Here is a 23,731-nt window from a genome sequence, read left to right on the forward strand (position 1 = left end):
TTCTACAGGGGGGGTGAAGGTCGACCTCCGCGCAGTGCAAAGGCGCGGTCGTCGAGGGTCTTTTGAGCCAGTAGATTGGCGTCAAAATGCCACTAATGGCCCTCTGATAATTAATCAACTGCTCAAGAATTATTCTCGCTACAATCGCCCGCTTTGCCACCTGGCACGGGCGTCTCAGGCCCGCTGCGCACGAGAAGTCCCATGCTCATCGGTAGTTATTCACCCTCACTGGTCGTGATCTCACTGTTCGTTGCGATCCTGGCTTCCTACACCGCACTGGATCTCTCCGGTCGCATCGCTACCGCCAAAGGTCGTACCGTTTATCTATGGATAGCCGGCGGCGCCATGGCGATGGGTGTGGGGGTGTGGTCGATGCATTTCATCGGCATGCTGGCGCTGCGCTTGCCGTTTGCCCTGGGCTTCGATTTGGGCATCACCGCGCTGTCGTTGTTGATCGCGGTGTTGTCGAGCGGCTTTGCCTTGTGGTTGATCAGCCAGCCGCGTTTGCCTGCCTGGCAACTGGGGTTTGGCGCGCTGGTCATGGGCACCGGCATCGCGTGCATGCATTACACCGGCATGGCCGCGATGCGCATGACCCCAGGCATCGACTATGACCCCACCTTGTTTGGCGCGTCGTTGCTGATCGCCGTGGTCGCGTCTGGCGCTGCACTGTGGATCGCCCACAATTTGCGCCGTAGCACACCGTACGTGCGTCTTTTACGAGGTGGCGCAGCGGTGGTGATGGGCTTTGCCATCGTCGGCATGCATTACACCGGCATGGCCGCGGCACGTTTCGCCGATGACAGTTTCTGCGGCGCTGCGCTGAACGGCTTGAGCGGCAAGGGCCTGGATAACCTGGTGCTGGTCACGACCCTGGCGGTGCTGGCCATTGCCTTGCTCACCTCGCTGCTCGACGCCCGCCTGGAAGTCCGCACCGCTGTGCTGGCCGATTCCCTGACCCAAGCCAACCAGGAATTGACCCATCTGGCCCTGCACGACATGCTCACTGGCCTGCCGAATCGCACGTTGCTGGCCGATCGCATTCAACAGGCCATGCAAGCGGTGAAAGAGCAGGGCGGTTGCTTTGCGTTGATGTTTATCGACCTCGACGGCTTCAAACCGGTCAACGATGCCTTTGGTCATCACATGGGTGACCAATTGTTGCGTGAAGTCGGCCTGCGCCTGCGCGAAGACTTGCGCAGCCAGGACACCTTGGCGCGCATCGGCGGCGATGAGTTTGTGTTGCTGGTGCAACTGACCCAGCCGGACGATGCCCTTGGCCTTGCCGAACGCCAGGTGATCCTGATCAACCGCGCCTTCCAGGTGGCCGAGCATGAGCTGAAGATCTCTGCCAGCGTCGGCATCGCAATGTTCCCGGGCAACGGTGGCAACCCTCAGGAATTGCTGATGAACGCCGACGCCGCGATGTACCACGCCAAAGGCATGGGCAAGAACGGCTACAGCTTCTTTGACGTGTCGATGAACAACAACGCACGCAAGCAATTGCAGCTGTTGCAGGACTTGCGTAATGCGGTGGAACAAGAGCAATTGCGCCTGTACTACCAACCCAAGTTCGACGCGCTCAGCGGCATCCCGGTCGGCGCCGAAGCCTTGCTACGCTGGGAACACCCGCAACAGGGGTTGCTGCTACCGGCGACGTTTATCGAACTGGCGGAAAAGACCGGCTTGATCATTCCAATTGGGGAGTGGGTGCTCAACGAAGCCTGCCGTCAAATGAGTCTGTGGTACGTTCAGGGCTACGAAGATTGGCGCATCGCCGTGAACCTGTCGGCCTTGCAGTTCTGCCACGCCGGGTTGGTCAAGAGCGTGGCGGCGGCCCTTGAGCGGCACCAATTGCCGGCCAACAGCCTGACCCTGGAAATCACCGAAACCACGGCCATGAGCGACGCCGACGCGAGCATGACGGTGTTGCAGCAGCTGTCGGACATGGGCGTCGACTTGTCCATCGATGACTTCGGCACCGGTTATTCCAGCCTGATGTACCTCAAGCGCCTGCCGGCCAACGAGCTGAAGATCGACCGAGGCTTTGTGCGCGACCTGGAACACGACAGCGACGACGCCGCCATCGTCTCGGCCATCGTTGCCCTTGGCCAGGCCCTGGGGTTACGGATTGTTGCCGAGGGTGTCGAGACGGATGTGCAGCAAAATTTCCTGACACGGCTTGGGTGCAATTCCCTGCAGGGTTACCTGCTGGGCCACCCGTTGCCAGCAGAGGGCTTCATGGCAGATATCCAACGCGCCGAAGAGGCCGTTGCGCCTGACAAAAGCCGTGCGTGACAGGTATTCTTGGATCCAACCCTAAACATCAGGTTGAATCAGGAGATCGCACGCATGGACAAAGTCGTCATCATCACCGGGGGCAGTCGCGGGATTGGCGCCGAGACGGCCTTGCTGGCCGCTCGCCAAGGCTATCGCATCTGCATCAACTACCAGTCCGACGAAGAGGCGGCCCACCGCGTACTGGAACAAGTGCGTGCGCTGGGCGCCCAAGCCATTGCCGTGCGGGCAGATGTGAGCATCGAGGATGAAGTGGTCGCGTTGTTCCATCGTGTGGACGCCGAGCTGGGTCGTGTGACCGCACTGGTCAACAATGCGGGCACGGTGGGGCACAAGTCCCGCGTTGACGAGATGTCCGAGTTCCGCATCCTGAAAATCATGAAGACCAACGTGCTCGGCCCGATCCTGTGCGCCAAGCATGCGGTGCTGCGCATGTCGCCCAAGCATGGCGGGCAGGGCGGCAGTATCGTCAACGTGTCGTCGGTGGCGGCTCGCTTGGGTTCGCCTGGTGAATATGTCGACTACGCAGCGTCCAAAGGTGCACTCGACACCTTCACCCTCGGTTTGTCAAAAGAGGTGGCGGGTGAGGGCATTCGCGTCAACGCCGTGCGCCCCGGCTACATCTTCACCGACTTCCATGCCCTGAGCGGTGATCCGGACAGAGTCAGCAAGCTCGAGTCCGGTATTCCCATGGCCCGGGGTGGGCGCCCGGATGAGGTGGCCGAGGCGATCATCTGGTTACTGTCAGACAAGGCTTCCTACGCCACTGGCACATTCCTCGATCTGGGCGGAGGTCGCTAGACGTCGGTTAGGTACGCAGATGGCGCAGCACTGGATAACCCTTCTCGGAAAACGCCTTGAGTAGGCTGGCTTCCGAGTTATCCAGCAGGCTGTAGCCATTGCTGGCGAGACCGTCGATTTTCCCGTTGCGGCTGTGGCTGCCGTTCAAGTAACGGTCGTCGAGGTTGTCGATAAAACGCAAGACTTTATCCAGGTTGTAGATCGCGTTCGCCCGGACCTCCGGGTTGGCGCTGTCCCAATCACCCACGTTTCGTTTCAAATCATCGATCAGGTGGTAATTGTCACGGTTGTCCAGGAAGCTTTTCAACACGGGGCTCTGTTCGATGATCCTGTCGGCCGAGCGATGGTCGCCGACAGGACGGCCCATGGGGCCGTTCATCTCGCGCACTTGTTTCTGTTCGTCTGCACGCATGTAGTTTGGGGGGACCGGAAGCGGTGTGAGGCAGGAAACGCTCGCTGTTAGCATGGGAAAACTCCAGGTTGAGAACAGGAAAAAGTTTCCTTGTGTGGCCTCCTGATGGGTTCGGTTCCGATTCAAAACGAGCGCACGATTCTTCCCAGTGTTTCCATGGCTTTCTCCGACGCCTCGTTCCACGGGCTGCCGTAATTCAAGCGAATGCAGTTCCGGAAGCGCTGGGTCGCCGAGAAGATCGGCCCCGGCGCGATGCTGATGCCCTGCGCCAACGCCATCTGGAACAACTTCAACGAATCCGTCTGCTCCGGCAGCTCCAGCCACAGGAAATACCCGCCGGCCGGTTGGCTGACCCGCGTCTGTGCCGGGAAATAGCGGGCGATCGCGGCCAGCATGGCGCTTTGCTGTTCTTCCAGGGCATAGCGCAGTTTGCGCAGGTGCCGGTCATAACCGCCGTGCTGCAAGTAATCGGCAATCGCCGCCTGGGCCGGCATTGACGGACAGAGCGAGGTCATCAGCTTCAGCCGCTCAACCTTCTGCGCAAAGCGTCCGGCTGCCACCCAGCCGACGCGATAGCCCGGAGCCAGGCTTTTGGCGAAGGAGCCGCAATGCATCACCAAGCCTTCGGTATCGAACGCCTTGGCGGGTTTCGGGGCCTGTTGGCCGTAATAGAGTTCGGCGTACACATCGTCTTCGATCAAGGGCACCTGATGGCCGCGCAACAGTTCCACCAGGGCCTGTTTCTTGGCTTCCGGCAGGGTTGCGCCCATGGGGTTCTGGAAGCTGGTCATGGTCCAGCAGGCCTTGATCGGGTAGCGCTCAAGGCTTTGTGCGAGGGCGTTGAGGTCGATGCCGTCGCGCGGGTGCACCGGAATTTCCACTGCCTTGAGTTTCAAACGCTCCAGCACTTGCAGGCAGGCGTAGAACGCCGGGGCTTCGATGGCCACCAGGTCACCCGGTTCGGTGACCGCCTGCAGGCACAGGTTCAAGGCCTCCAAAGCGCCGTTGGTGATCAGCAGTTCTTCCATCGGTAGCATCAGGCCGCCGACCATGTAGCGCAGGGCGATCTGCCGGCGCAGTTGCGGGTTGCCCGGCGACATGTCGGTGACCACCAGTCGTGGGTCCATTTCGCGGCTGGCGCTGGCCAGGGAGCGTGCCAGGCGCGGCAGCGGAAACAGCATGGGGCTGGGAAACGCCGAGCCGAACGGTACGGTGTTCGGGTCTTTGATCGAGTCGAGTACCGAGAACACCAGTTCGCTCACATCCACTTCGGTGGACTCATGCACCTGCTCGCTCACCACCGGCTCGGAAAATGGGCTGGGCGCATGGGTATTGACGAAGTAACCGGAGCGCGGTCGCGCGCGGATCAGGCCTCGGCGCTCAAGCAGGTAGTAGGCCTGGAACACCGTGGACGGGCTGACGCCGTAGGTCTGGCTGGCATAGCGCACCGACGGCACCCGCTGGCCGGGGCCAAGGACGCCGGAGCGAATCAGTTCTGCAATGTCGTCGGCGAATTTTTCGTAGCGTTTCATGGGGGCCTTAACAGTTTTTTCAGACTTGGCAGCGATTAAATTGTGGGATCTCCACATATTCAGACAGATTTCAGCGGTTCAGCGGCGCCACGAAGCGGCTATCAGCGGCGCTGTAGATCCACGGCTCATCCACGTCCGTGACCTTGAAACGCAAGGTCTGCGAACTGCTCGCCGGTTTATCCGCCAGCAATGCCACCGACACCGGCACATCGGTGATTTCCCCAGGCGCAAGGCTGATCTCGCTCTTGCCTTGCAACTGGAAGCCGTCGGCGTCCACCAGTTCCAGGCGATAGTCCTGACGCTGCTGGGTCTTGTTGATCACCTTGAGGCTGTAGATGTTCTCGATCAGACCCTGGGCATTTTCACGGAACATGCCACGGTCCTTGGTCACGTCCAGCGACACCATCGGCCGCTCTACCAACGCCACTACCAACGCAGCAATCATCACCAACAGCACGGCACTGTAGCCGATCAGGCGCGGCCTTAGCAGGTGCGTCTTGCCGCCTTGGAGTTGATGTTCGCTGGTGTAGCTCACCAGGCCACGCGGGTAGCCCATCTTGTCCATGATCGAATCGCAGGCGTCGATGCACGCCGCGCAGCCAATGCACTCCATTTGCAGGCCGTCGCGGATGTCGATGCCGGTGGGGCAGACCTGCACGCACAACTGGCAGTCGATGCAGTCGCCCAGGCCGACGTCGGCAGGTTTGACTTCACGTTTGCGTGGACCACGGCTTTCGCCGCGCGCCACGTCGTAGGAAATGGTCAGGGTGTCTTTGTCGAACATCACGCTCTGGAACCGCGCATACGGGCACATGTGCATGCACACCGCTTCGCGCAGCCAACCGGCGTTGATGTAGGTGGCGCCGGTAAAGAACAGCACCCAGAACAGGCTGACGCCGCCCATCTGCCAGGTCAGCAGTTCGGTCGCCAGGGGCCGGATCGGCGTGAAATAGCCGACAAACGTCAGGCCGGTCAGCACGCTGATCCCCAGCCACAAGGTGTGCTTGGCCGAGCGTCGCGCCAGCTTGTTCAGGCTCCAGGGCGCCGCGTGCAGCTTGATACGCTGGTTGCGTTCGCCTTCGGTGACTTTTTCGCACCACATGAACAGCCAGGTAAACGAGCTTTGCGGGCAGGTGTAGCCGCACCACACGCGGCCGGCAAACACGGTGATCGCAAACAGGCCGAAGGCGCAGATGATCAACAGTGCCGACAACAGGATGAAATCCTGCGGCCAGAAGGTCGCGCCAAAGATATGGAATTTGCTTTCAGCCAGGTCCCACAGCACCGCCTGCCGATCGTCCCAGTTCAGCCACACCGTGCCGAAAAACGCCAGGAACAGGAAGGCTGCACCGCTCACGCGCAAGGTACGGAACAGGCCGGTGAAACTGCGGGTATGAATCAGGTTGTCGCTGGATTTGGCCTTCACCTTCTTTGGGTGTGTGGGCTCAAAAATTTCCACGGTTGGGATGTGTTCGCTCATGGTCGTTCGCTCATCAGCCTCCATCAGGCGGATGAACTATGCGCGTGACACTGTTTGCATAACAGACTCAGCTATGGCGATAAAAAGCGGATCAGATGGGGCAGGGGAACAGCGCTGCGACAATGTGCTGCACCCCATGGCGCCAGGGGTGCAGGGTTATTTCGAGGGCGCTGACACAGATCAATTAAATCAGCGAACCAGGTTCTTCGGCCTTCACGTGCTGACGCCCGTCATGGGCACCCGCCACTGTCAAGGCGTCTGCCTCGGCCTCAGTGATATAGATCCGTTCGGCGGCCAGTTCCACGTAGGACATCGACTTGTCGAGGTCAGTAACAATATTGACCCGGGTCGCTGGCACGCTCTGTTCCTGGCCATTGTCATCAAGCGTGAAGTAGCACAGTTGGTTTTCGATACGAATGGGCATGCCGTTCTCCTTGTTCATGGGCTATAAGCGTTAGGGCCCAGCGATGTGAAGGGGTTCCAGGCAACTGACTGGCGGTCGTCGCTGTCCATCCTTTACCAACCAGACAAAGGACAGCCCAGATGGACGCGTGGTGGCATGAAGTGTGGCAAACCCTGCAAGCCGAGTTCGCCGACATCGGCGACGCCAAGCAACTCACCCAGATCACCGTGCGCCTGCTGATCGCCGCCATCCTGGGCGGCATCCTCGGCTTTGAGCGAGAGAGCAAGGGCAAGGCCGCCGGGGTGCGCACCCATATGCTGGTGGCGTTGGGCGCTGCATTGTTCGTGATGGTGCCGCAAATGTCCGGCAATCAGGCGGATGCCATGAGCCGGGTAGTGCAGGGGGTGATTGCGGGGATCGGCTTTCTGGGCGCCGGTACGATCATCAAGGGCAAGGATGATGAAGAAGGCCATGTCAAAGGCCTGACCACCGCTGCCGGTTTGTGGATGACCGCTGCGATTGGGGTCTCAGCCGGGTTGGGCCGGGAATCGACAGCGGTGCTGAGTACCTTGCTGGCATTGGCGGTGTTCAGCGTCATGCCAAAAATCGTCAAGCGTTTCGAGAAGGACTGACGATCACGGGCGGCATGGTCGTCGGCGGTTCCTCTACCGGTGGCGGCTCATTTTCGGGCGGTTCTTTTTCCGGAATCGGTTCCGGTTGGCTCGGCGGCAGCGTGGGTTTGTCGATATTCGGGTCCGGCGTTTCCGCTGGGATCGGGATATTCATCGGTGTGGCCTCCTTTGTGCTTTGCTCTATCGGTGGACATCCGCCGGGGCGAATTGATTCCCCGCTCAATGGCAGTACATCCAGCTGAACTTTTATCGCGGGCCCGGGCTCGGACCTATGACGGCCTTGCTCAGGGAGAGCAGCGTCGTATCAGAATTCGGATCAAGCAAAGAGCGTCCATAGGGCGTAAGGGGAAGATGCTCGATGACTGCTGAAACACTGACTCCAGATGAATCCTTGTTACCGTTGTCCCAGGCCTTGTTGCTGCCCAGGATCGCCATCGAAAGCACCACCCCCGTGATTGACGGCGGCGAATTCGCCGTAAAAGCCGTGGTGGGCCAGCGTGTCAACGTCACCAGCAAAGTCTTCGCCGACGGCCATGACAAGCTCGCCGTGCTGATCCGCTGGCGCCCGCTGCAGGACGAAAGCTGGCACAGCGTGGTCATGACCGACGTGGGCAACAACGGCTGGGAGGGCGCGTTTACCGTGGCCCAGCAAGGCCCTCACGAATACTGCATCGAAGCCTGGATCGATACCTTTGCCAGCTTTTGCTACGAGTTGCGCAAGAAACATGAGGCCGGCGTGCCGGTCAGCCTGGAGTTGCAGGAAGGCCGCAGCCTGGTGCTGCAGGCCGCCGAGCGCAGTGACAATGAGCTACGTGACCGCCTGATGCTGTTGCACCACGAACTCTCCGGCCTGCTGGAAACCGAGCAGGTCGCGCAGTTCCTGCACGAAGACAGTGCACACTTGATGACCCAGGCCGATCATCGCGCTTACTTGAGCATCAGTACCGTCTACCCGATCGATGTGGAGCGCGAGGCGGCGCTGTTTGCCAGTTGGTACGAGCTGTTCCCGCGCTCGATCACCGACGATCCCGCGCGCCACGGCACCTTTAATGACGTGCACTCGCGCCTGTCGATGATCCATGACATGGGTTTTGACGTGCTGTATTTCCCGCCAATCCATCCCATCGGCCGCAGCCACCGCAAAGGCAAGAACAATTCCCTGACCGCCGGCCCGGATGATCCGGGCAGCCCCTATGCCATCGGCAGCGAAGACGGCGGCCATGAGGCGATTCATCCGCAACTGGGCAGCCGCGACGACTTTCGCCGCCTGGTCCAGGCGGCCGCCGAGCATGGTCTGGAAATTGCCTTGGACTTCGCCATCCAGTGTTCCCAGGACCATCCATGGCTCAAGGAGCATCCGGGCTGGTTCAATTGGCGCCCGGACGGCACGATCAAATACGCGGAAAACCCGCCGAAGAAGTATCAGGACATCGTCAACGTCGACTTTTACGCGGCGGACGCCATTCCGGGCCTGTGGACCGAGCTGCGCGATATCGTGGTGGGCTGGGTCGAAGAGGGCGTGAAGACCTTTCGCGTCGACAACCCCCACACCAAGCCGCTGCCGTTCTGGCAATGGCTGATCAGCGATGTGCGCGCCAAGCACCCCGAGGTGATATTCCTCGCCGAGGCATTCACCACGCCGGCGATGATGGCGCGCCTGGGCAAGGTCGGCTATTCCCAGAGCTACACCTATTTCACTTGGCGCAATACCAAGGCCGAGTTGAGCGAATACCTGACGCAGTTGAACGAGTCGCCGTGGCGCGAATGCTACCGGCCGAATTTCTTCGTGAATACGCCGGATATCAACCCGGCCTTCCTGCACGAATCCGGCCGTCCCGGCTTTTTGATCCGTGCCGCGCTGGCCACCATGGGCTCAGGCCTGTGGGGCATGTATTCCGGCTTCGAACTCTGCGAAGCGGCCCCGGTGCCGGGCAAAGAAGAATACCTGGACTCGGAGAAATACGAGATTCGTCCACGGGACTTCACCGCGCCCGGCAACATCATTGCCGAGATCGCCCAACTCAACCGTATCCGTCGGCAGAACCCGGCGTTGCAGACGCACCTGGGGCTCAAGCTCTACAACGCCTGGAACGACAACATCCTGTATTTCGGCAAGCGCAGCGAGGATGGCAGTAACTTCATTTTGGTTGTAGTGAACCTTGATCCCTTCAATGCCCAGGAAGCCCATTTCGAGCTGCCACTGTGGGAGTTAGGCCTGCCGGACGACGCCCAGACCCAGGGCGAAGACTTGATGAACGGCCATCGCTGGACCTGGTATGGCAAAAGCCAGTGGATGCGGCTGGAGCCGCAGATGCCGTTTGGGATCTGGCGTATTACCACTTCTTGAAACCGGACCTGTAGGAGCCGGCTTGCCGGCGATAAGGCCCTTGGCATCGCTGCATGGCTCAAGTACGCCATCGCCGGCAAGCCGGCTCCTACAGTGACCGCGTTTCTCCCGTTCGAATATTCCAGGAGTTTCCAATGGCGAAGAAGCCCAACGCTGCCACCTTCATCAAAGACCCGCTCTGGTACAAGGACGCGGTGATCTACCAGGTTCACGTTAAATCCTATTTCGACTCCAATAACGACGGCATCGGTGATTTCCCCGGCCTGATCGCCAAGCTCGACTACATCGCCGATCTGGGCGTAAACACCATTTGGCTATTGCCGTTCTACCCCTCGCCGCGTCGCGACGATGGCTATGACATTGCCGAATACCGCGGTGTGCACAGCGACTACGGGACCATGGCCGACGCCAAGCGCTTTATTGCCGAGGCGCACAAACGTGGGCTGCGGGTGATCACTGAGCTGGTGATCAACCACACCTCCGACCAGCACCCCTGGTTCCAACGCGCGCGCAAGGCCAAGCCAGGCTCGGCGGCGCGGGACTTCTACGTGTGGTCGGATGACGACCAGAAATACGACGGCACGCGCATCATCTTCCTCGACACCGAGAAGTCGAACTGGACCTGGGACCCGGTCGCCGGCCAATACTTCTGGCACCGCTTCTATTCCCACCAACCCGATCTCAACTTTGACAACCCCCAGGTGATGAAAGCTGTGTTGTCGGTGATGCGTTACTGGCTGGATATGGGCATTGACGGCCTGCGCCTCGACGCCATTCCGTACCTGATCGAGCGCGACGGCACCAACAACGAAAACCTGCCTGAAACCCACGACGTGCTCAAGCAGATCCGCGCCGAAATCGATGCCCATTACCCCGACCGCATGCTGCTGGCCGAAGCCAACCAGTGGCCGGAAGACACCCAACTCTACTTTGGTGACAAGAAGGGCGATGACGGCGACGAATGTCATATGGCCTTCCACTTTCCGCTGATGCCACGCATGTACATGGCCCTGGCCCAGGAAGATCGCTTCCCGATCACCGACATCCTGCGCCAGACCCCGGAGATTCCGGCCAACTGCCAATGGGCGATTTTCCTGCGCAACCACGATGAACTGACCCTGGAAATGGTCACCGACAAAGAGCGCGACTACCTGTGGAACTACTACGCCGCCGACCGGCGCGCGCGGATCAACCTGGGTATTCGTCGGCGCCTTGCGCCGTTGATGGAGCGCGATCGTCGTCGTGTGGAGTTGCTCAATAGCCTGTTGCTGTCGATGCCCGGCACGCCGACCTTGTATTACGGCGATGAAATCGGCATGGGCGATAACATCTACCTCGGCGACCGCGATGGCGTGCGTACGCCGATGCAATGGTCCATCGACCGCAACGGCGGTTTCTCCCGCGCCGACCCGGCCAGCCTGGTGTTGCCGCCGATCATGGACCCGCAATACGGCTATCAATCGGTGAATGTCGAGACCCAGGCCCAGGACCCGCATTCGTTGCTGAACTGGACCCGGCGCATGCTGGCGGTGCGCAAGCAATCCAAGGCGTTCGGCCGTGGCAGCTTGAAAATGCTTTCACCGAGCAACCGCCGCATCCTGGCCTATACCCGTGAATTCACCGGCGAAGACGGGCGCAACGAGATCATCCTCTGCGTGGCCAACGTGTCGCGCAGTGCCCAGGCGGCCGAGTTGGACCTGTCAGCATTCGCCGGCATGGTGCCGGTGGAGATGCTCGGCGGGAATGCCTTCCCGCCCATCGGCCAGCTGAATTTCCTGCTGACCCTGGCGCCTTACGGCTTTTATTGGTTTGTGCTGGCGCCGGAAAACCAGATGCCCAGCTGGCATGTGGAGCCGGCCCAGAGCATGCCGGACTTCACCACGCTGGTATTGAAAAAGCGCATGGAAGAATTGCTCGAAGAACCCTGCCGCGCCTCCCTGGAACAGACCGCACTGCCGGCCTGGCTGCCCAAGCGCCGCTGGTTCGCGGGCAAGGACACGGCCATCGACAGCGTGCGCATTGCCTACGGTGTGCGCTTTGGCGATCCGCAGCATCCGGTGTTGCTCAGCGAGCTTGAAGTGACGGCCGGTGGCCAGGTCAGCCGTTATCAGTTGCCGTTCGGCTTCCTCGGTGAAGACCAGTTCACCAGCGCCTTGCCGCAGCAATTGGCTCTGGCCCGTGTACGCCGAGTGCGTCAGGTGGGGTTGGTGACTGATGCCTTCAGCCTCGAACACTTTATCCGCGCCGTCATCCAGGGTTTACAGGCGGGCACCGTGCTCAACACCAGCGAAGGCGAGCTGCGCTTTGCCGCCACGCTGCACCTGGCCAAGCTGCAACTGACGGATGAGTCCGAAGTGCGCTACCTGTCGGCCGAGCAGTCGAACAGCTCGGTGGTGGTGGGCGAGAGCCTGGTGCTCAAGCTGATCCGCAAAGTCGCCTCCGGCGTGCACCCGGAACTGGAAATGAGCGCCTACCTGACCGAAGCCGGCTACCCCAACATCTCGCCGCTACTGGGCTCGATGGTGCGTCATGATGCCGAAGGCCAAGACAACCTGCTGATGATTGCCCAAGGCTATTTGAGCAACCAGGGCGATGCCTGGGGTTGGACCCAGAACAACCTGGAAAGGGCGATTCGCGACGAACTGGCCGAAGCCATCTCCGAGCAGGAACAGCACTACAACGCCCTGGGCGAGCTGGCGGATTTTGCCGGGTTGCTCGGCCAACGCCTGGGTGAAATGCACCTGGTACTCGGCGCGAAAACCACCAACAAAGACTTCAAGCCCGAAGCCACCACGGCCAAGGACACCCAGGCCTGGGCCAAGGATGTCGGCGCGCAGTTGGACCGCGCGTTGCAACTGCTCAAACTTCATCAAAGCCAGTTGAACCCCGCGGATCAAGCGCTGGTCAGTGAATTGCTGGCGCAGAAAAAAGCCATTGCCAGCCATGTGCAGGCCTTGGCGAAAGCCACGGCCGGCGGGTTGCGTATTCGGGTCCACGGTGACTTGCACCTGGGCCAAGTGCTGGTGGTGAAGGGCGATGCCTACCTGATCGATTTCGAAGGCGAACCGGCGCGGCCACTGCACGAACGACGCGGCAAGCACAGCCCGTATAAAGATGTGAGCGGCGTGTTGCGCTCCTTCGACTACGCGGCAGCCATGGCCTTGAATGTACAAGGGGTGGACCATTCGCCCGAAGCGGACCAGGCGCGCAAACGCGTGACTGACCGTTACCTCAAAGAAGCACGCCAGGCCTTTATCCAGGCTTATCAGTCCGCTACGTCTACACTGGCGCATGACTGGCAGGATGCCAAAGGTCAGGACGCAGCGCTGACGTTGTTCAGCCTGGAGAAGGCCGCGTATGAAGTGGCCTACGAAGCGGAAAACCGCGCGACCTGGTTGCCGGTGCCCCTGCAAGGGTTGCACGGACTGTTGAGCGGGCTTGCACCTATATCGAAAACTGCACGCGGTGGGGAGACGTCATGAGCTTTACAAATAAAGAACCGCTGCAACCGAAGTTGACTGCATTGCCGGCGTCCAAGGACGTCGAAGCGCTGGTACGCGCCGAGCACCATGACCCGTTCTCGATTCTCGGGCCACACGATGATGAACACGGCGGCCAGTTTATCCGCGCGTTCCTGCCGGAGGCCTTGAGCGTCCAGGTGCTGGCGCGCGACAGCGGCGAGCCGATCGGCAGCCTGGACGCGAGCCAGGTCCCGGGGTTGTTTGTCGGGCAGTTCAAGACCCGGCAGGCGTACCTGTTGAAAATCCAGTGGGCCGGTGGTGAACAGATCACCGAAGACCCTTACAGCTTCCAACAACTGTTGCTCGGTGAAATGGACCTGTACCTGTTCGCTGAAGGCAATCACCGCGATCTCGGCAGTTGCCTGGGGGCCCAGGTGACCAGCGTCGATGGCATTGAGGGTGTGCGCTTCGCCGTGTGGGCACCGAATGCGCGGCGGGTCTCGGTGGTGGGCGACTTCAATATCTGGGACGGTCGCCGGCATCCGATGCGCCTGCGCCATCCTTCCGGCGTGTGGGAGATCTTTATCCCACGTCTGCAGCCGGGTGCGGCCTACAAGTACGAAGTACTCGGCGCTAATGGGATCCTGCCGCTCAAGGCCGACCCCGTGGCGTTGGCCACTCAACTGCCGCCGGACACGGCTTCGAAGGTTGCCGAGCCCTTGCAGGTGGACTGGCAGGACCACGAATGGATGCAATCGCGAGTCGAGAAGCAGAAGACCACCGCGCCGTTGTCGATCTATGAATTGCACGTGGGTTCCTGGCAGGCGGAGCTGGATGAAGCGGGCGAAGTGGCGCGCCAATACAACTGGCGCGAATTGGCCGAGCGCCTGATTCCCTATGTGCAGCAACTGGGTTTCACCCATATCGAGCTGATGCCGATCATGGAGCACCCTTTCGGCGGCTCCTGGGGCTACCAGGCCTTGTCACAGTTCGCACCGACGGCACGCTTCGGTTCGCCGCAGGATTTCGCCTATTTCGTCAACGCCCTGCATCAGGCCGATATCGGCGTGATCCTTGACTGGGTGCCGGCGCATTTCCCCACCGACACCCACGGCCTGGCGCAATTCGACGGCACTGCGCTGTACGAATATGCCAACCCGCTGGAAGGGTTCCATCAGGATTGGGACACGCTGATCTACAATTTGGGCCGCACCGAAGTGCATGGCTTCATGTTGGCGTCGGCGTTGCATTGGCTCAAACACTTCCATATCGACGGCCTGCGCGTGGACGCCGTGGCTTCGATGCTCTACCGCGACTACTCACGTAAAGCCGGCGAATGGGTGCCGAATCGCCATGGCGGCCGCGAAAACCTGGAAGCCATCGACTTCCTGCGTCACCTCAACGATGTGGTCGCTATCGAGGCACCTGGTGCCCTGGTGATCGCCGAGGAATCCACCGCCTGGCCCGGCGTCAGCCAGCCCACCCAGCAAGGCGGCCTGGGCTTCAACTACAAATGGAACATGGGCTGGATGCACGATTCCCTGCATTACATCCAGCAGGATCCGGTGTACCGCGCCCACCATCACAACGAGCTGAGCTTTGGCCTGGTGTATGCCTGGTCCGAGCGTTTCATCCTGCCGATCTCCCATGATGAAGTGGTGCACGGCAAGCATTCGCTGATCGACAAGATGCCTGGCGACCGTTGGCAGAAGTTCGCCAACCTGCGCGCTTACCTGGCGTTCATGTGGATGCACCCCGGCAAAAAGCTGTTGTTCATGGGCTGCGAATTCGGCCAATGGCGCGAGTGGAATCATGACCAGCAATTGGATTGGTACCTGCTGCAGTACGCCGAACACAAAGGCGTGCAGAAGCTGGTGGGCGACCTCAATCGTCTGTACCGCGAGGAGCCGGCCCTGCATGAACAGGACGACGCGCCTCAAGGCTTCCAGTGGCTGATCGGTGACGACGCGATCAACAGCGTCTACGCCTGGCTGCGCTGGAGCAAGGACGGCAAGCCGGTGTTGGTGGTGGCCAACTTCACCCCGGTGCCGCGCGAGGGTTACGCCGTCGGCGTGCCGTTTGGTGGGCGCTGGAGTGAAATGATCAACAGTGATGCGGACATGTACGCAGGATCCAATTACGGTAATGGAGGCGAGGTGTTTACCCAGGATGAACCCAAGCACGGGCAGCCGGTGTCACTGTCGTTGAATCTGCCGCCACTGGGCGTGCTGATTCTGCGGCCGGAATCGCTTTAAAGGCTCTACCTTGCTGGATTCTGTTGTCCGCACTACTGGCAGGGTGCCACAATGGCGCCTTTGTCGTGGCAGTCGAATCAGGCGAAATTCATGAATGGCCTTGGGCGTGGGCAGGACCAGGATTGCTTTATAGAGGAGCAGGTGCGGACCGACCGTTTGCACCAGCTGTTCCGGCAGTCATTTGCTGCGATTTTCGGCAGTTACCTGGCCGCGGTGATGCTGAGCTGGTTGTGCTGGGATCGGTTTGACCATCAGGTCATCCTGGTCTGGCTGGTGGTATTGGCGGTGACTTCCCTGGTTCGTATCCAGATGTTCATGGAGTGGTTTCGCTGTCCCAATGCCGAGCGTACGCCGGACCGTTGGGAGCGCCGTTACTGGGTTACGCTGATGCTGTCTGCCGCAACCTGGGGAATCGGTGCGTTGGCGGTCATGCCCACCGATGATCGATTGTCCCAGGTGCTGGTGATGCTGTTTACGGTGGGCATGTCGGTCAGCGCCGTGTCCTGTTACTCGGCTTATCGCTACATGACCTTGGCCTCCATGGCTGTGGTGCTATTGCCGTGTACCGTGTGGCTGCTGTTCCAGCCATCCTCGATGCAAGTGGGCGTCGCCATTGCGGTGCTGGTGTTCTCCACCTTTGTGGTCAGCGCCACGCGCAAGCTGTCGGACGCCTTGGAAAAGGCCTTTCGCCTGACCCGTCAGATGGAGCGTGCCCACAACATCTCCACCCGCGCCGCACAGACCGACGAACTCACCGGCCTGATGAACCGGCGTGCCTTTTTCGAACATGCCCAGGTCTTGTACGCACAATGCCGTCACAATCAGCAGCCGTTGTGTGCGTTGATGATGGACATGGACCACTTCAAGGAAATCAATGACACCTACGGTCACCAGGCCGGTGACCAAGTGCTGCGCCAGATTGGTGGGGTGATCAGTGCCTCGTTCCGCCAGGCCGACGTGTACGGGCGCCTGGGCGGCGAGGAATTTGCGGTGTTGCTGCCTAATACGTCGCTGGAAACCGCGCGGGACATTGCCGAGCAGTTGATCAAGGCCATCTCAGGCCTGGCCTCCGAGCCGGTGCATGGCCTGACTGCCAGCCTTGGCGTGGCCTCCACCCATACTCAGGACCAAGACCTGCACGGCCTGATGAACACCGCTGACAAGGCGCTGTATCGTGCCAAGGCCCAAGGGCGTAATCAGGTGGCGGTAGCCGAATAGGACTCAGGACATCGCCTTGGCAAGCGCCCGGGCAACCTGGTCGGCGGAGTAGGGCTTGGGCAGGAACTCGAACCCTTCATAACCACTTTCGGCCAGTTCCTCGCTGTAGCCGGAGGTGAGCACCACCGGCAAATCCGGGCGCCGTTGGCGCAATACTTTAGCCATCGCTACGCCCGTCATACCGGGCATCACCACATCCGAAAAAATCCCATCGAACGCCAGGGCGTCTGCGCCGGCCAATGCGAGCGCCTGCTCCGCATCGGTGGCCCAGGTGGTCTGGTAACCCAGGTCCTGCAGGATCTGGTTGGCGAAGCGGCCCACTTCGAGGTTGTCTTCCACAATCAGAATATGGCGCAGCGTTATGTTCTGGCCCGGCAGGGGATCTTGCAGGCTTTGCTCGTGTGATATCACCTGCGCCGCCACCTCTGGCAGGTACAGGGTAAACAGCGTGCCCTGGCCCGGATGGCTCGCCACATCGACGTTTCCGCCGGACTGCTTGGCAAAGCCGAATACCTGGGACAACCCCAGGCCAGTGCCTTTGCCGACGGCCTTGGTGGTGAAGAACGGTTCGAAAATGCGTTCCAGCGTGTCGCCGGGAATGCCGCTGCCGGTGTCGGCCAGGGCGATGCTCACAAAGGGTTGGCGGCTTTCCTCGTCGCCACGGATGCGCGGCATGGTGTCCACCGGGGCCACGTGCAAGGTGAGGGTGCCTTGCCCGTCCATGGCGTCCCGGGCGTTCAGGGCGATATTGATCAACGCGGTTTCAAACTGGCTGGCGTCGACGCGCACATGGCAAGGACGCTCGGGCAATTGCACCTGCACATGGATACGTGCGCCGGTGACGCTTTCGAGCATTTCGCCGATGTTCTTGACCCGCAGACCTGCATCGAAGACTTCCGGGTTGAGCGGCTGGCGTCGGGCGAAAGCGAGCAGTTGGCTGGTGAGTTTGCTGGCGCGCTCGACGGTGTCGGAAACGGCGCTCATATAGCGTTGGCGCCGTTCCTCGGACAACCCCGGTTGGCGCAGGAAGTCCACCGACGAGCGGATGATGGTCAACAGGTTGTTGAAGTCATGGGCCACGCCGCCGGTCAATTGGCCGATGGCTTCCAGCTTCTGGGACTGGCGCAACGCCGCTTCCGTCTGGGTGAGGGCGAGGGTGCGCTCCTGCACCCGTTGTTCCAGGGTGGCATTGAGCTCGGTGAACGCCGCCAGGCCCTCGCGTACGGCGGCGTCGGCGCGCACCCGCTCGATATGCGCCCAGGAACGCTCGGTGACTTCCCCGACCAGCGCCAGGTCGTAGGGCGCCCAGACGCGTGCCGTCTTGTGGTGCACTGCCATCAACGCGGTCAGGCGGCCGTCCTTGATCAGTGGGAAGCATACGGTCGCCATTGCACCCAGGGCTTGGTAGCTGGCGGCTACCTCCGGCGGGAATTCGACGCGGTTGTCCTGCACCACCAGCGGTTCTCCGGCACGCAGTTGCTGCACGGCCCGCGCGCCGAACGACGCCAGGCTGTAGCGCCCGACGATACTCGGCGAGCCGGGGGCCGCCCAGTTGCCGCGAATGGTAAAGCCGTCTTCATCGGCGTCCATGTCGGCATAGGCGCAATTGGAGACGTGCAGGTGCTCGGCCAACAGACGCGTGGTGGTGGACATGATGCTTTCGGCGTCAGTGGCATTGGCCACGGCGCTGCCCACGGCGTCCAGCACCGCCAGGCGGCGGTTGAGGAACACGGTGGCGGTGGTTTCGGTGACGGTATCCAGCATCCCGACAACCTTGCCCTCGGGATCGCGGATAGGGCTGTAGCAAAAGGTGAAATAGGCTTGTTCGAGGCCAGCGCCGCGTTCGATCAGCAGGGGGAAATTCTCGATATAGGTGGCATGCCCCTCAAACGCCGCATTGGCGATGGGACTCACGTCGGCCCAGACTTCATGCCACACCTCACTGAATGGACGACCGAGTGCAAAAGGTTTGTCGCCCAGGATCGGAATGAACGCGTCGTTGTACAACGTGGTCAGGTGAGGCCCCCAAATGATTGATTGTGGGAAGCTCGACGCAAGACACAACGCCACGGTGGTCTTGAGCACATCCGGCCACTGCTCCAGCGGTCCCAGGGGGGTGCTTGCCCAATCGTATTGGCGAACCTGCTCAGCCATGTCGCTGCTGCTTTGCAGCCAATTCATCATTGCGATAACACCTTGTTTGCCACGGTCTGTTCACTGCCTGGAAGGGACGGCCCAACAAGCAACAGACCGGAATGCCCGCTGGCAGTTCAGCGGGATTATCGCGGTGATAGCAATTTGATGCACTGTCCGTTTGAGTGGATGGCCAGGTGGGCCTACTGGGCGCCAAAAACCCCCGTCCAGTAAATCCCCGCATCACTTTTCGGGTCCATGGCATAGGCCGCACCCAACTCACGAAATTGCGGGTTCATCAGGTTGGCGCAATGGCCCGGACTGGCGAGCCAGCCGTCGACAACCTTGCGTGGTGTATCCAGGCCGGCGGCGATGTTTTCGCCGATGTTCTTCGCAATGTACCCAGCCAGTTCAGCGCGGTCGCCGGGCGTGCGGCCGTCGTGGTCGAGGTGATCGAAGAAGTTGCCGTTGGCCATGTTGCGCGTGTGGCTGTTGGCGGCGCCCGCCAGGTCGTCATTCCAGGACAACGGCGTGGTAGCCGTGAACGCCTGGGTGCCGCACTGGCGTGGTTGTGAGCGCGCGGTGTTGATCAGGTTGAGCAGTTGCTTGCCTTCGGTCTGCCAATCACCCAGGCCACTGGTGAGCAGCGGGCGGGCGAGCACGATGCGCCAGTCTTGGCCGCTGTTGCTCACGCCGATATCGACAAATTGCGGGTCCAGCACCACGCGGCAGAAGCTTTCGCGCACCGCCTTCATGGCTGCCTGGGCATCCTTGGGTCCCGACAGGCTGATGGCCTGTACATTGACCATCGGGTACGCGGCCCGCGCCAGCGCCTGCTGCAGGTCGCCCACGTTGGTGGCCGGCAGCACCAGCCGGGTGTCGCTGGCCAATGGCGGCAGTTCCTGGGAGCCCTGGTCGCCGCAGCGTTGCACCTGGCTGCGGTATTGGTTGATCTGTTGTACCAACTGACTTTCTTCATTCGCCATCGCGCTGGCGCAGAACACCGTAGTGGCGGCCAGCGTCGTAAGACCCATCATCAATGACAGAACGCGCATGGACGTTACCCTTGAGCTTGAAAGTGCCCATGATGCGCGATGTAACCCGGTCTGGTGCAACGCCTTTTTTGTTTTTTTGCCTCAATGGGTGTTCTGCAGGGAGTTGAAGGCACTGAATCGGCGCCATGCCATCACCCATGCCAGCAGGATCAAGGCCAGTGCGACGCCGAACGTTGCATGCAGGCCATAGGCCACGGATTGGGGGAGCGCACGGGTGACATCCGGGCTGGCCCAGGCGAACACCGCGCCCAGCGCCCAGGCGCCGACAATCAGCCCGAGGTTGCGTGACAGGTTCAACAGGCCCGAGACCGTGCCACGCCGCGCGGCCTCCACGTCGCTCATCACAGCGGTGTTGTTGGCGGCCTGGAACAGGCTGTAACCGGTGGTCAGGATCACCAATGCACCCAGGTAGGCGAACAGGCCCGAAGCGCAGGACAACAGCAGGGCGCCACAGGCCATCAGGCCCAGGCCGGCCAATGTCATGCGCGGGCTGCCAAGGCGGTCGGTGAGCCTGCCGGCGGGGACGCCGCTGATGGCCGCGACACAGGGCCCGACCGCCATGGCCAGGCCCATCCATTCGGGATCGAGTCCCAGGCCTCGGGACAGATAGAACGGTCCAACCACAAACGTGGCCATGATCACGGCGGCGACCAGGGCACTCATGACCAGGCCGGTGAGCAACGGCGCATCTTTTAATGATGCCCAGAAACTTGAGCCATCGCGGGGTGCCACGCGGGGCCGGTCAATCGGCAGATAGCGGTAGCCTAGGGCGACGGCCATCCCTCCCAATGGCATGCCTATCAGGAAGATCGCGCGCCAGCCCCACACACTCAGCAACACACCGCCAACACTGGGGCCCATTGCAGTGCCGACGGCGGACATCGTGCCCAGCAAACCCATCACGCGGCCGGTACGCTCCTTGGTAACAGTGTCTGCGACCATGCCGAGGGCCATTGCCATCATTACGGCTGCGCCGAGGCCTTGCAGTACGCGTGCTGCAACCAGCCACGCAAGGGACGGCGCCAAGCCGCACAACCCGCACGCCACGGCGAACAGCAGCAACCCGGCAAGCAACAATCGCCGCCGCCCGAACCGGTCCCCCAGGCGTCCGGCACTCACAATCACCGCCGTGATCGCCAACAGGTAAGCCAGCACCACCCACTGCACCGCGTGGAAAGAGGCATCAAACGCCTGCGTCAGGCTGGGCAGGCCGACATTGGCGATGCTGGTGCCCAGCGAGGCCAGCAACATGGACAGGCACAGGCTGATGAGGCTGCCGCGTGAATGGGTAGACATGGCAAATCCTTGAGTAATGGCAACTGTCACAAATCTACGGCGTCGCCTAACATGGCGGAAGACGCATGGATTGCAGTTAATAGATGCATGCAACGCCTTATAAGGAGTGCGGATGCCCGATCTCAATCTGCTGATCACCTTGGATGTGCTGCTCGCCGAAGGCAGTGTCGCAGCTGCGGCTAAACGCCTGCGCCTGAGCCCTTCGGCCATGAGCCGCGCCCTGGCCCGATTGCGCGAGACCACCGGCGACCCTTTGCTGGTACGCGCCGGTCGCGGCCTGGTGCCCACGCCCAGGGCGGTGGCGTTGCGTGAGCAGGTCAGCCGCTTGGTGCAAGAGGCCAATGCGGTGCTGCGTCCCGTGCAATCCCTGGACATGGCCCAGGTGGCGCGTACCTTCACCCTGCGCACCAGCGAAGAGTTCGTCGAAAATTTCGGCCCGGCATTGCTGGCGCGTATCGCTGAGGACGCGCCCGGTGTGCGCCTGCGCTTCATCAACAAAACCGACAAGGACAGCACCTTGTTGCGTGAGGGTAGCGTTGACCTGGAAACCGGCGTGGTCGACCCCACCGCCAGCCCGGAAGTGCTGACCCAGGCGCTGTTTCGCGATCGCTTGGTGGGTGTGGTACGCAGTGGCCATCCTCTCAGCCGAGGTGACGTCAGCGTTGAACGTTACGCCGCAGGCCGGCACGTCTACGTCTCCCGACGCGGCCAGGACCGCGGCCAGATCGACGACATGCTCGAAGCTCAAGGCCTCACGCGACAGATCAATACCGTCGTCGCCGGTTTTGCCACATCCATCGCTCTAGCCCGCGACACCGACCTGATCGCCAGCGTGCCGGAACGCTATACCGCCCACCAACGCGAGGGCTTGTGCAGTTTTGCATTGCCGCTGGCGTTGCCCACCTTCACCGTGTCGATGCTCTGGCACCCCAGGCTGGACGCTGACCTGGCTCATCGCTGGTTGCGCGGATGTTTGCGTGAGGTGTGCGGGCTGCAACAGGTACAATCGCCGCTGCCTTGACGCTAAACCCAGGAATTTGCATGTTCAGCCTTACCCGCTACACCACACCGTGCCCCGAGCCCATCAATGCTCAGATCCTGCAGATGGTGGTGGACAACCTCACCGACATCAGCAGCGTGGCGCTGCCGCCGAGCAACCTGCTGTACAACATCTACCAGTACGCCATTGGCTTTGAGGTGCACCTGTACCTGGAAGCGTTGAACGGTGCCAAAGGCATTGCCGTCGAATTGGTGGTGGCGATGGAAGAGGAAAAGCTGATCGGCTTTTGCCTGTACCTGCCGGTGAAGGATGACCCAGAAGCCTGTGGTATCGCGTTTATGGCAGTGCAGGTTGGCCACCGGCGCCAGGGTGTGGCACGCGCAATGATGGGGGATGTGCTGAGCCGATATCCCCATGCGGAGCTGGCGTGCTCAGTGGAAAAAGTGCCGGCATTCGAGGGCATGGGTTTTCAAGTGCGCGGCGCACGGGGCACCCAGGTGCTGATGAACACACGGGACTACGGCACGGACGGCTTGATGGGCGTGCTGGATGTGGCGGCGATCTACAGCTCATTGGAGGTGCGGCAGATTCATACCTATCTGCTGCAAAAACATGGCAAGCGCGCCATGGTGGATGCCGAGAAACAGCGGGATCGGCATCTTGATCAACTGGCGCACAAGGTGCAGGTGTTTATACAGAATCGGGGCTGAAGCACACGCCGTACTCAGGTAAACACCCACCGCGCTGGTTTATTCCTCATCCGTCAAAAAGTGTTTATACGCGGCCGCGATTGACCATCGCCAGAATGGTTGCCAACAACTCCTGCTGCGCCTCTTCGCGGCTGATCTCACCGCTGGCCGCCGCCTGGGACAGCGCCTCCGCCGCCCCCAACATGCCGCGCAGTCCCGCCTGGGATATGCGGCCAAAGGGCGACAGCGCGTCACGGCATTTATCGAGGAAGATCGCCTCGTACTGGCGCTTGAGGGCTTCCAGTTCCGGCGAACTGCTGAGGGCCGCAATCACCCCTGGGATTTCGCGACCCTGCAACAGCACGCAATCCACATAGGACGCGGCGATCACCCAGGCACGGTCGTCAAGGGTTGCGTTGCTGGCTGCGATGGCGCTGGCAAAGACCTGGTCCTGACGCGCATCGAAATCTTCATACAACGCGGCCAGCAACCCGGCGCGGGTGACGAAATGGTCATAGACCACCGGTTTGGTCACCCCCGCCAACTCCGCCAGGCGGCCGAGTGTGAGGGCTTCGGTGCCTTCATCGCGCACCAGTTGCCAGGCCACGTCCAGCAGTTGGCGCAGGCGATCTTCACGAGACAGGCGACGACGAGGAGCGGGGGACGCTGTGCTTGACATGCTTATATACCAAAAGTAACTTACTAAACGTAACTTAAGC

At 61.1% G+C, this 23,731-nt stretch carries 18 protein-coding genes; 9 read left to right on the forward strand and 9 right to left on the reverse strand.

Annotation, left to right across the window (positions count from 1 at the left end):
- The first annotated feature begins 201 nt into the window (after positions 1-201).
- Together WH299_RS21590 and WH299_RS21595 are read left to right on the forward strand one after the other, a co-directional pair.
- The gene (locus WH299_RS21590; protein ID WP_122727512.1) at positions 202-2,298 is read left to right on the forward strand and encodes a putative bifunctional diguanylate cyclase/phosphodiesterase; all 2,097 of its coding nucleotides are present in this window, start codon (positions 202-204) and stop codon (positions 2,296-2,298) included.
- Positions 2,299-2,352: 54 nt separating this feature from the next.
- Complete coding sequence (locus WH299_RS21595) at positions 2,353-3,099, forward strand: SDR family oxidoreductase (protein ID WP_122727510.1); 747 nt, start codon at positions 2,353-2,355, stop codon at positions 3,097-3,099.
- Positions 3,100-3,106: 7 nt separating this feature from the next.
- Here the strand turns inward: WH299_RS21595 and WH299_RS21600 are convergent, their stop codons facing one another.
- The 4 genes from WH299_RS21600 to WH299_RS21615 form a co-directional block, all read right to left on the reverse strand.
- Positions 3,107-3,511: a hypothetical protein gene (locus tag WH299_RS21600; protein ID WP_339551249.1), complete on the reverse strand. Its 405-nt coding sequence runs from the start codon at positions 3,509-3,511 to the stop codon at positions 3,107-3,109.
- Between the two features lie 122 nt (positions 3,512-3,633).
- The gene (gene mapR, locus WH299_RS21605; RefSeq protein ID WP_122727508.1) at positions 3,634-5,043 is read right to left on the reverse strand and encodes a GntR family transcriptional regulator MpaR; all 1,410 of its coding nucleotides are present in this window, start codon (positions 5,041-5,043) and stop codon (positions 3,634-3,636) included.
- Between the two features lie 70 nt (positions 5,044-5,113).
- Positions 5,114-6,523 carry a cytochrome c oxidase accessory protein CcoG gene (gene ccoG / locus WH299_RS21610; protein ID WP_123477186.1) on the reverse strand — a complete coding sequence of 470 codons (1,410 nt, stop codon included), beginning with the start codon at positions 6,521-6,523 and terminating at the stop codon, positions 5,114-5,116.
- 184 nt (positions 6,524-6,707) lie between these two features.
- Positions 6,708-6,947, reverse strand: coding sequence for a DUF3203 family protein (locus WH299_RS21615; protein WP_122727504.1), 240 nt, complete (start codon positions 6,945-6,947; stop codon positions 6,708-6,710).
- Between the two features lie 119 nt (positions 6,948-7,066).
- Here WH299_RS21615 and WH299_RS21620 point away from each other — a divergent pair, with 119 nt between their 5' ends.
- Positions 7,067-7,558 (forward strand): MgtC/SapB family protein, encoded by a 492-nt coding sequence (locus tag WH299_RS21620; RefSeq protein ID WP_012723945.1) that lies wholly within the window; start codon positions 7,067-7,069, stop codon positions 7,556-7,558.
- Here the strand turns inward: WH299_RS21620 and WH299_RS21625 are convergent.
- Entirely contained in the window at positions 7,536-7,712 is a 177-nt protein-coding gene (locus tag WH299_RS21625; RefSeq protein WP_164393753.1) for a hypothetical protein, read from the reverse strand. The two genes, WH299_RS21620 and WH299_RS21625, sit on opposite strands and share 23 nt — an antisense overlap.
- A gap of 204 nt (positions 7,713-7,916) precedes the next feature.
- Between WH299_RS21625 and WH299_RS21630 the strand changes: the two genes are divergently transcribed.
- The 4 genes from WH299_RS21630 to WH299_RS21645 all read left to right on the forward strand — a co-directional run bounded on the left by WH299_RS21630 (position 7,917) and on the right by WH299_RS21645 (position 16,839).
- On the forward strand, positions 7,917-9,905 hold the full coding sequence (locus WH299_RS21630) for an alpha-1,4-glucan--maltose-1-phosphate maltosyltransferase (RefSeq protein WP_339551250.1): 1,989 nt from the start codon (positions 7,917-7,919) through the stop codon (positions 9,903-9,905).
- A 134-nt stretch (positions 9,906-10,039) separates the two neighbouring features.
- The gene (gene treS, locus WH299_RS21635; RefSeq protein WP_339551251.1) at positions 10,040-13,387 is read left to right on the forward strand and encodes a maltose alpha-D-glucosyltransferase; all 3,348 of its coding nucleotides are present in this window, start codon (positions 10,040-10,042) and stop codon (positions 13,385-13,387) included.
- Positions 13,384-15,621, forward strand: a complete 2,238-nt coding sequence (gene glgB, locus WH299_RS21640; RefSeq protein WP_339551252.1) for a 1,4-alpha-glucan branching protein GlgB — start codon at positions 13,384-13,386, stop codon at positions 15,619-15,621. The genes treS and glgB overlap by 4 nt, the downstream gene beginning before the upstream one ends.
- A 51-nt stretch (positions 15,622-15,672) precedes the next feature.
- A complete protein-coding gene (locus tag WH299_RS21645; protein ID WP_122727496.1) occupies positions 15,673-16,839 on the forward strand; it encodes a GGDEF domain-containing protein in 1,167 nt (388 codons plus the stop codon).
- A 3-nt stretch (positions 16,840-16,842) separates the two neighbouring features.
- Here WH299_RS21645 and WH299_RS21650 read toward each other — a convergent pair whose 3' ends face one another.
- The 3 genes from WH299_RS21650 to WH299_RS21660 all read right to left on the reverse strand — a co-directional run bounded on the left by WH299_RS21650 (position 16,843) and on the right by WH299_RS21660 (position 21,323).
- Positions 16,843-19,023 carry an ATP-binding protein gene (locus WH299_RS21650; protein WP_339551253.1) on the reverse strand — a complete coding sequence of 727 codons (2,181 nt, stop codon included), beginning with the start codon at positions 19,021-19,023 and terminating at the stop codon, positions 16,843-16,845.
- A 152-nt stretch (positions 19,024-19,175) separates the two neighbouring features.
- Positions 19,176-20,027 (reverse strand): CAP domain-containing protein, encoded by an 852-nt coding sequence (locus WH299_RS21655; protein ID WP_028615957.1) that lies wholly within the window; start codon positions 20,025-20,027, stop codon positions 19,176-19,178.
- A gap of 81 nt (positions 20,028-20,108) precedes the next feature.
- Complete coding sequence (locus WH299_RS21660; protein WP_339551254.1) at positions 20,109-21,323, reverse strand: MFS transporter; 1,215 nt, start codon at positions 21,321-21,323, stop codon at positions 20,109-20,111.
- A gap of 112 nt (positions 21,324-21,435) precedes the next feature.
- On the opposite strand from WH299_RS21660, the gene WH299_RS21665 reads away from it, so the two are divergent.
- A complete protein-coding gene (locus tag WH299_RS21665) occupies positions 21,436-22,344 on the forward strand; it encodes a LysR family transcriptional regulator (protein WP_339551255.1) in 909 nt (302 codons plus the stop codon).
- A 20-nt stretch (positions 22,345-22,364) separates the two neighbouring features.
- Complete coding sequence (locus tag WH299_RS21670) at positions 22,365-23,033, forward strand: GNAT family N-acetyltransferase (RefSeq protein ID WP_028615960.1); 669 nt, start codon at positions 22,365-22,367, stop codon at positions 23,031-23,033.
- 64 nt (positions 23,034-23,097) lie between these two features.
- Here the strand turns inward: WH299_RS21670 and WH299_RS21675 are convergent, their stop codons facing one another.
- Positions 23,098-23,691 carry a TetR/AcrR family transcriptional regulator gene (locus tag WH299_RS21675; RefSeq protein WP_122727488.1) on the reverse strand — a complete coding sequence of 198 codons (594 nt, stop codon included), beginning with the start codon at positions 23,689-23,691 and terminating at the stop codon, positions 23,098-23,100.
- Positions 23,692-23,731: the final 40 nt, after the last annotated feature.

This window comes from Pseudomonas sp. MYb541, assembly GCF_037479595.1.
GTDB classification, from domain to species: domain Bacteria; phylum Pseudomonadota; class Gammaproteobacteria; order Pseudomonadales; family Pseudomonadaceae; genus Aquipseudomonas; species Aquipseudomonas canadensis.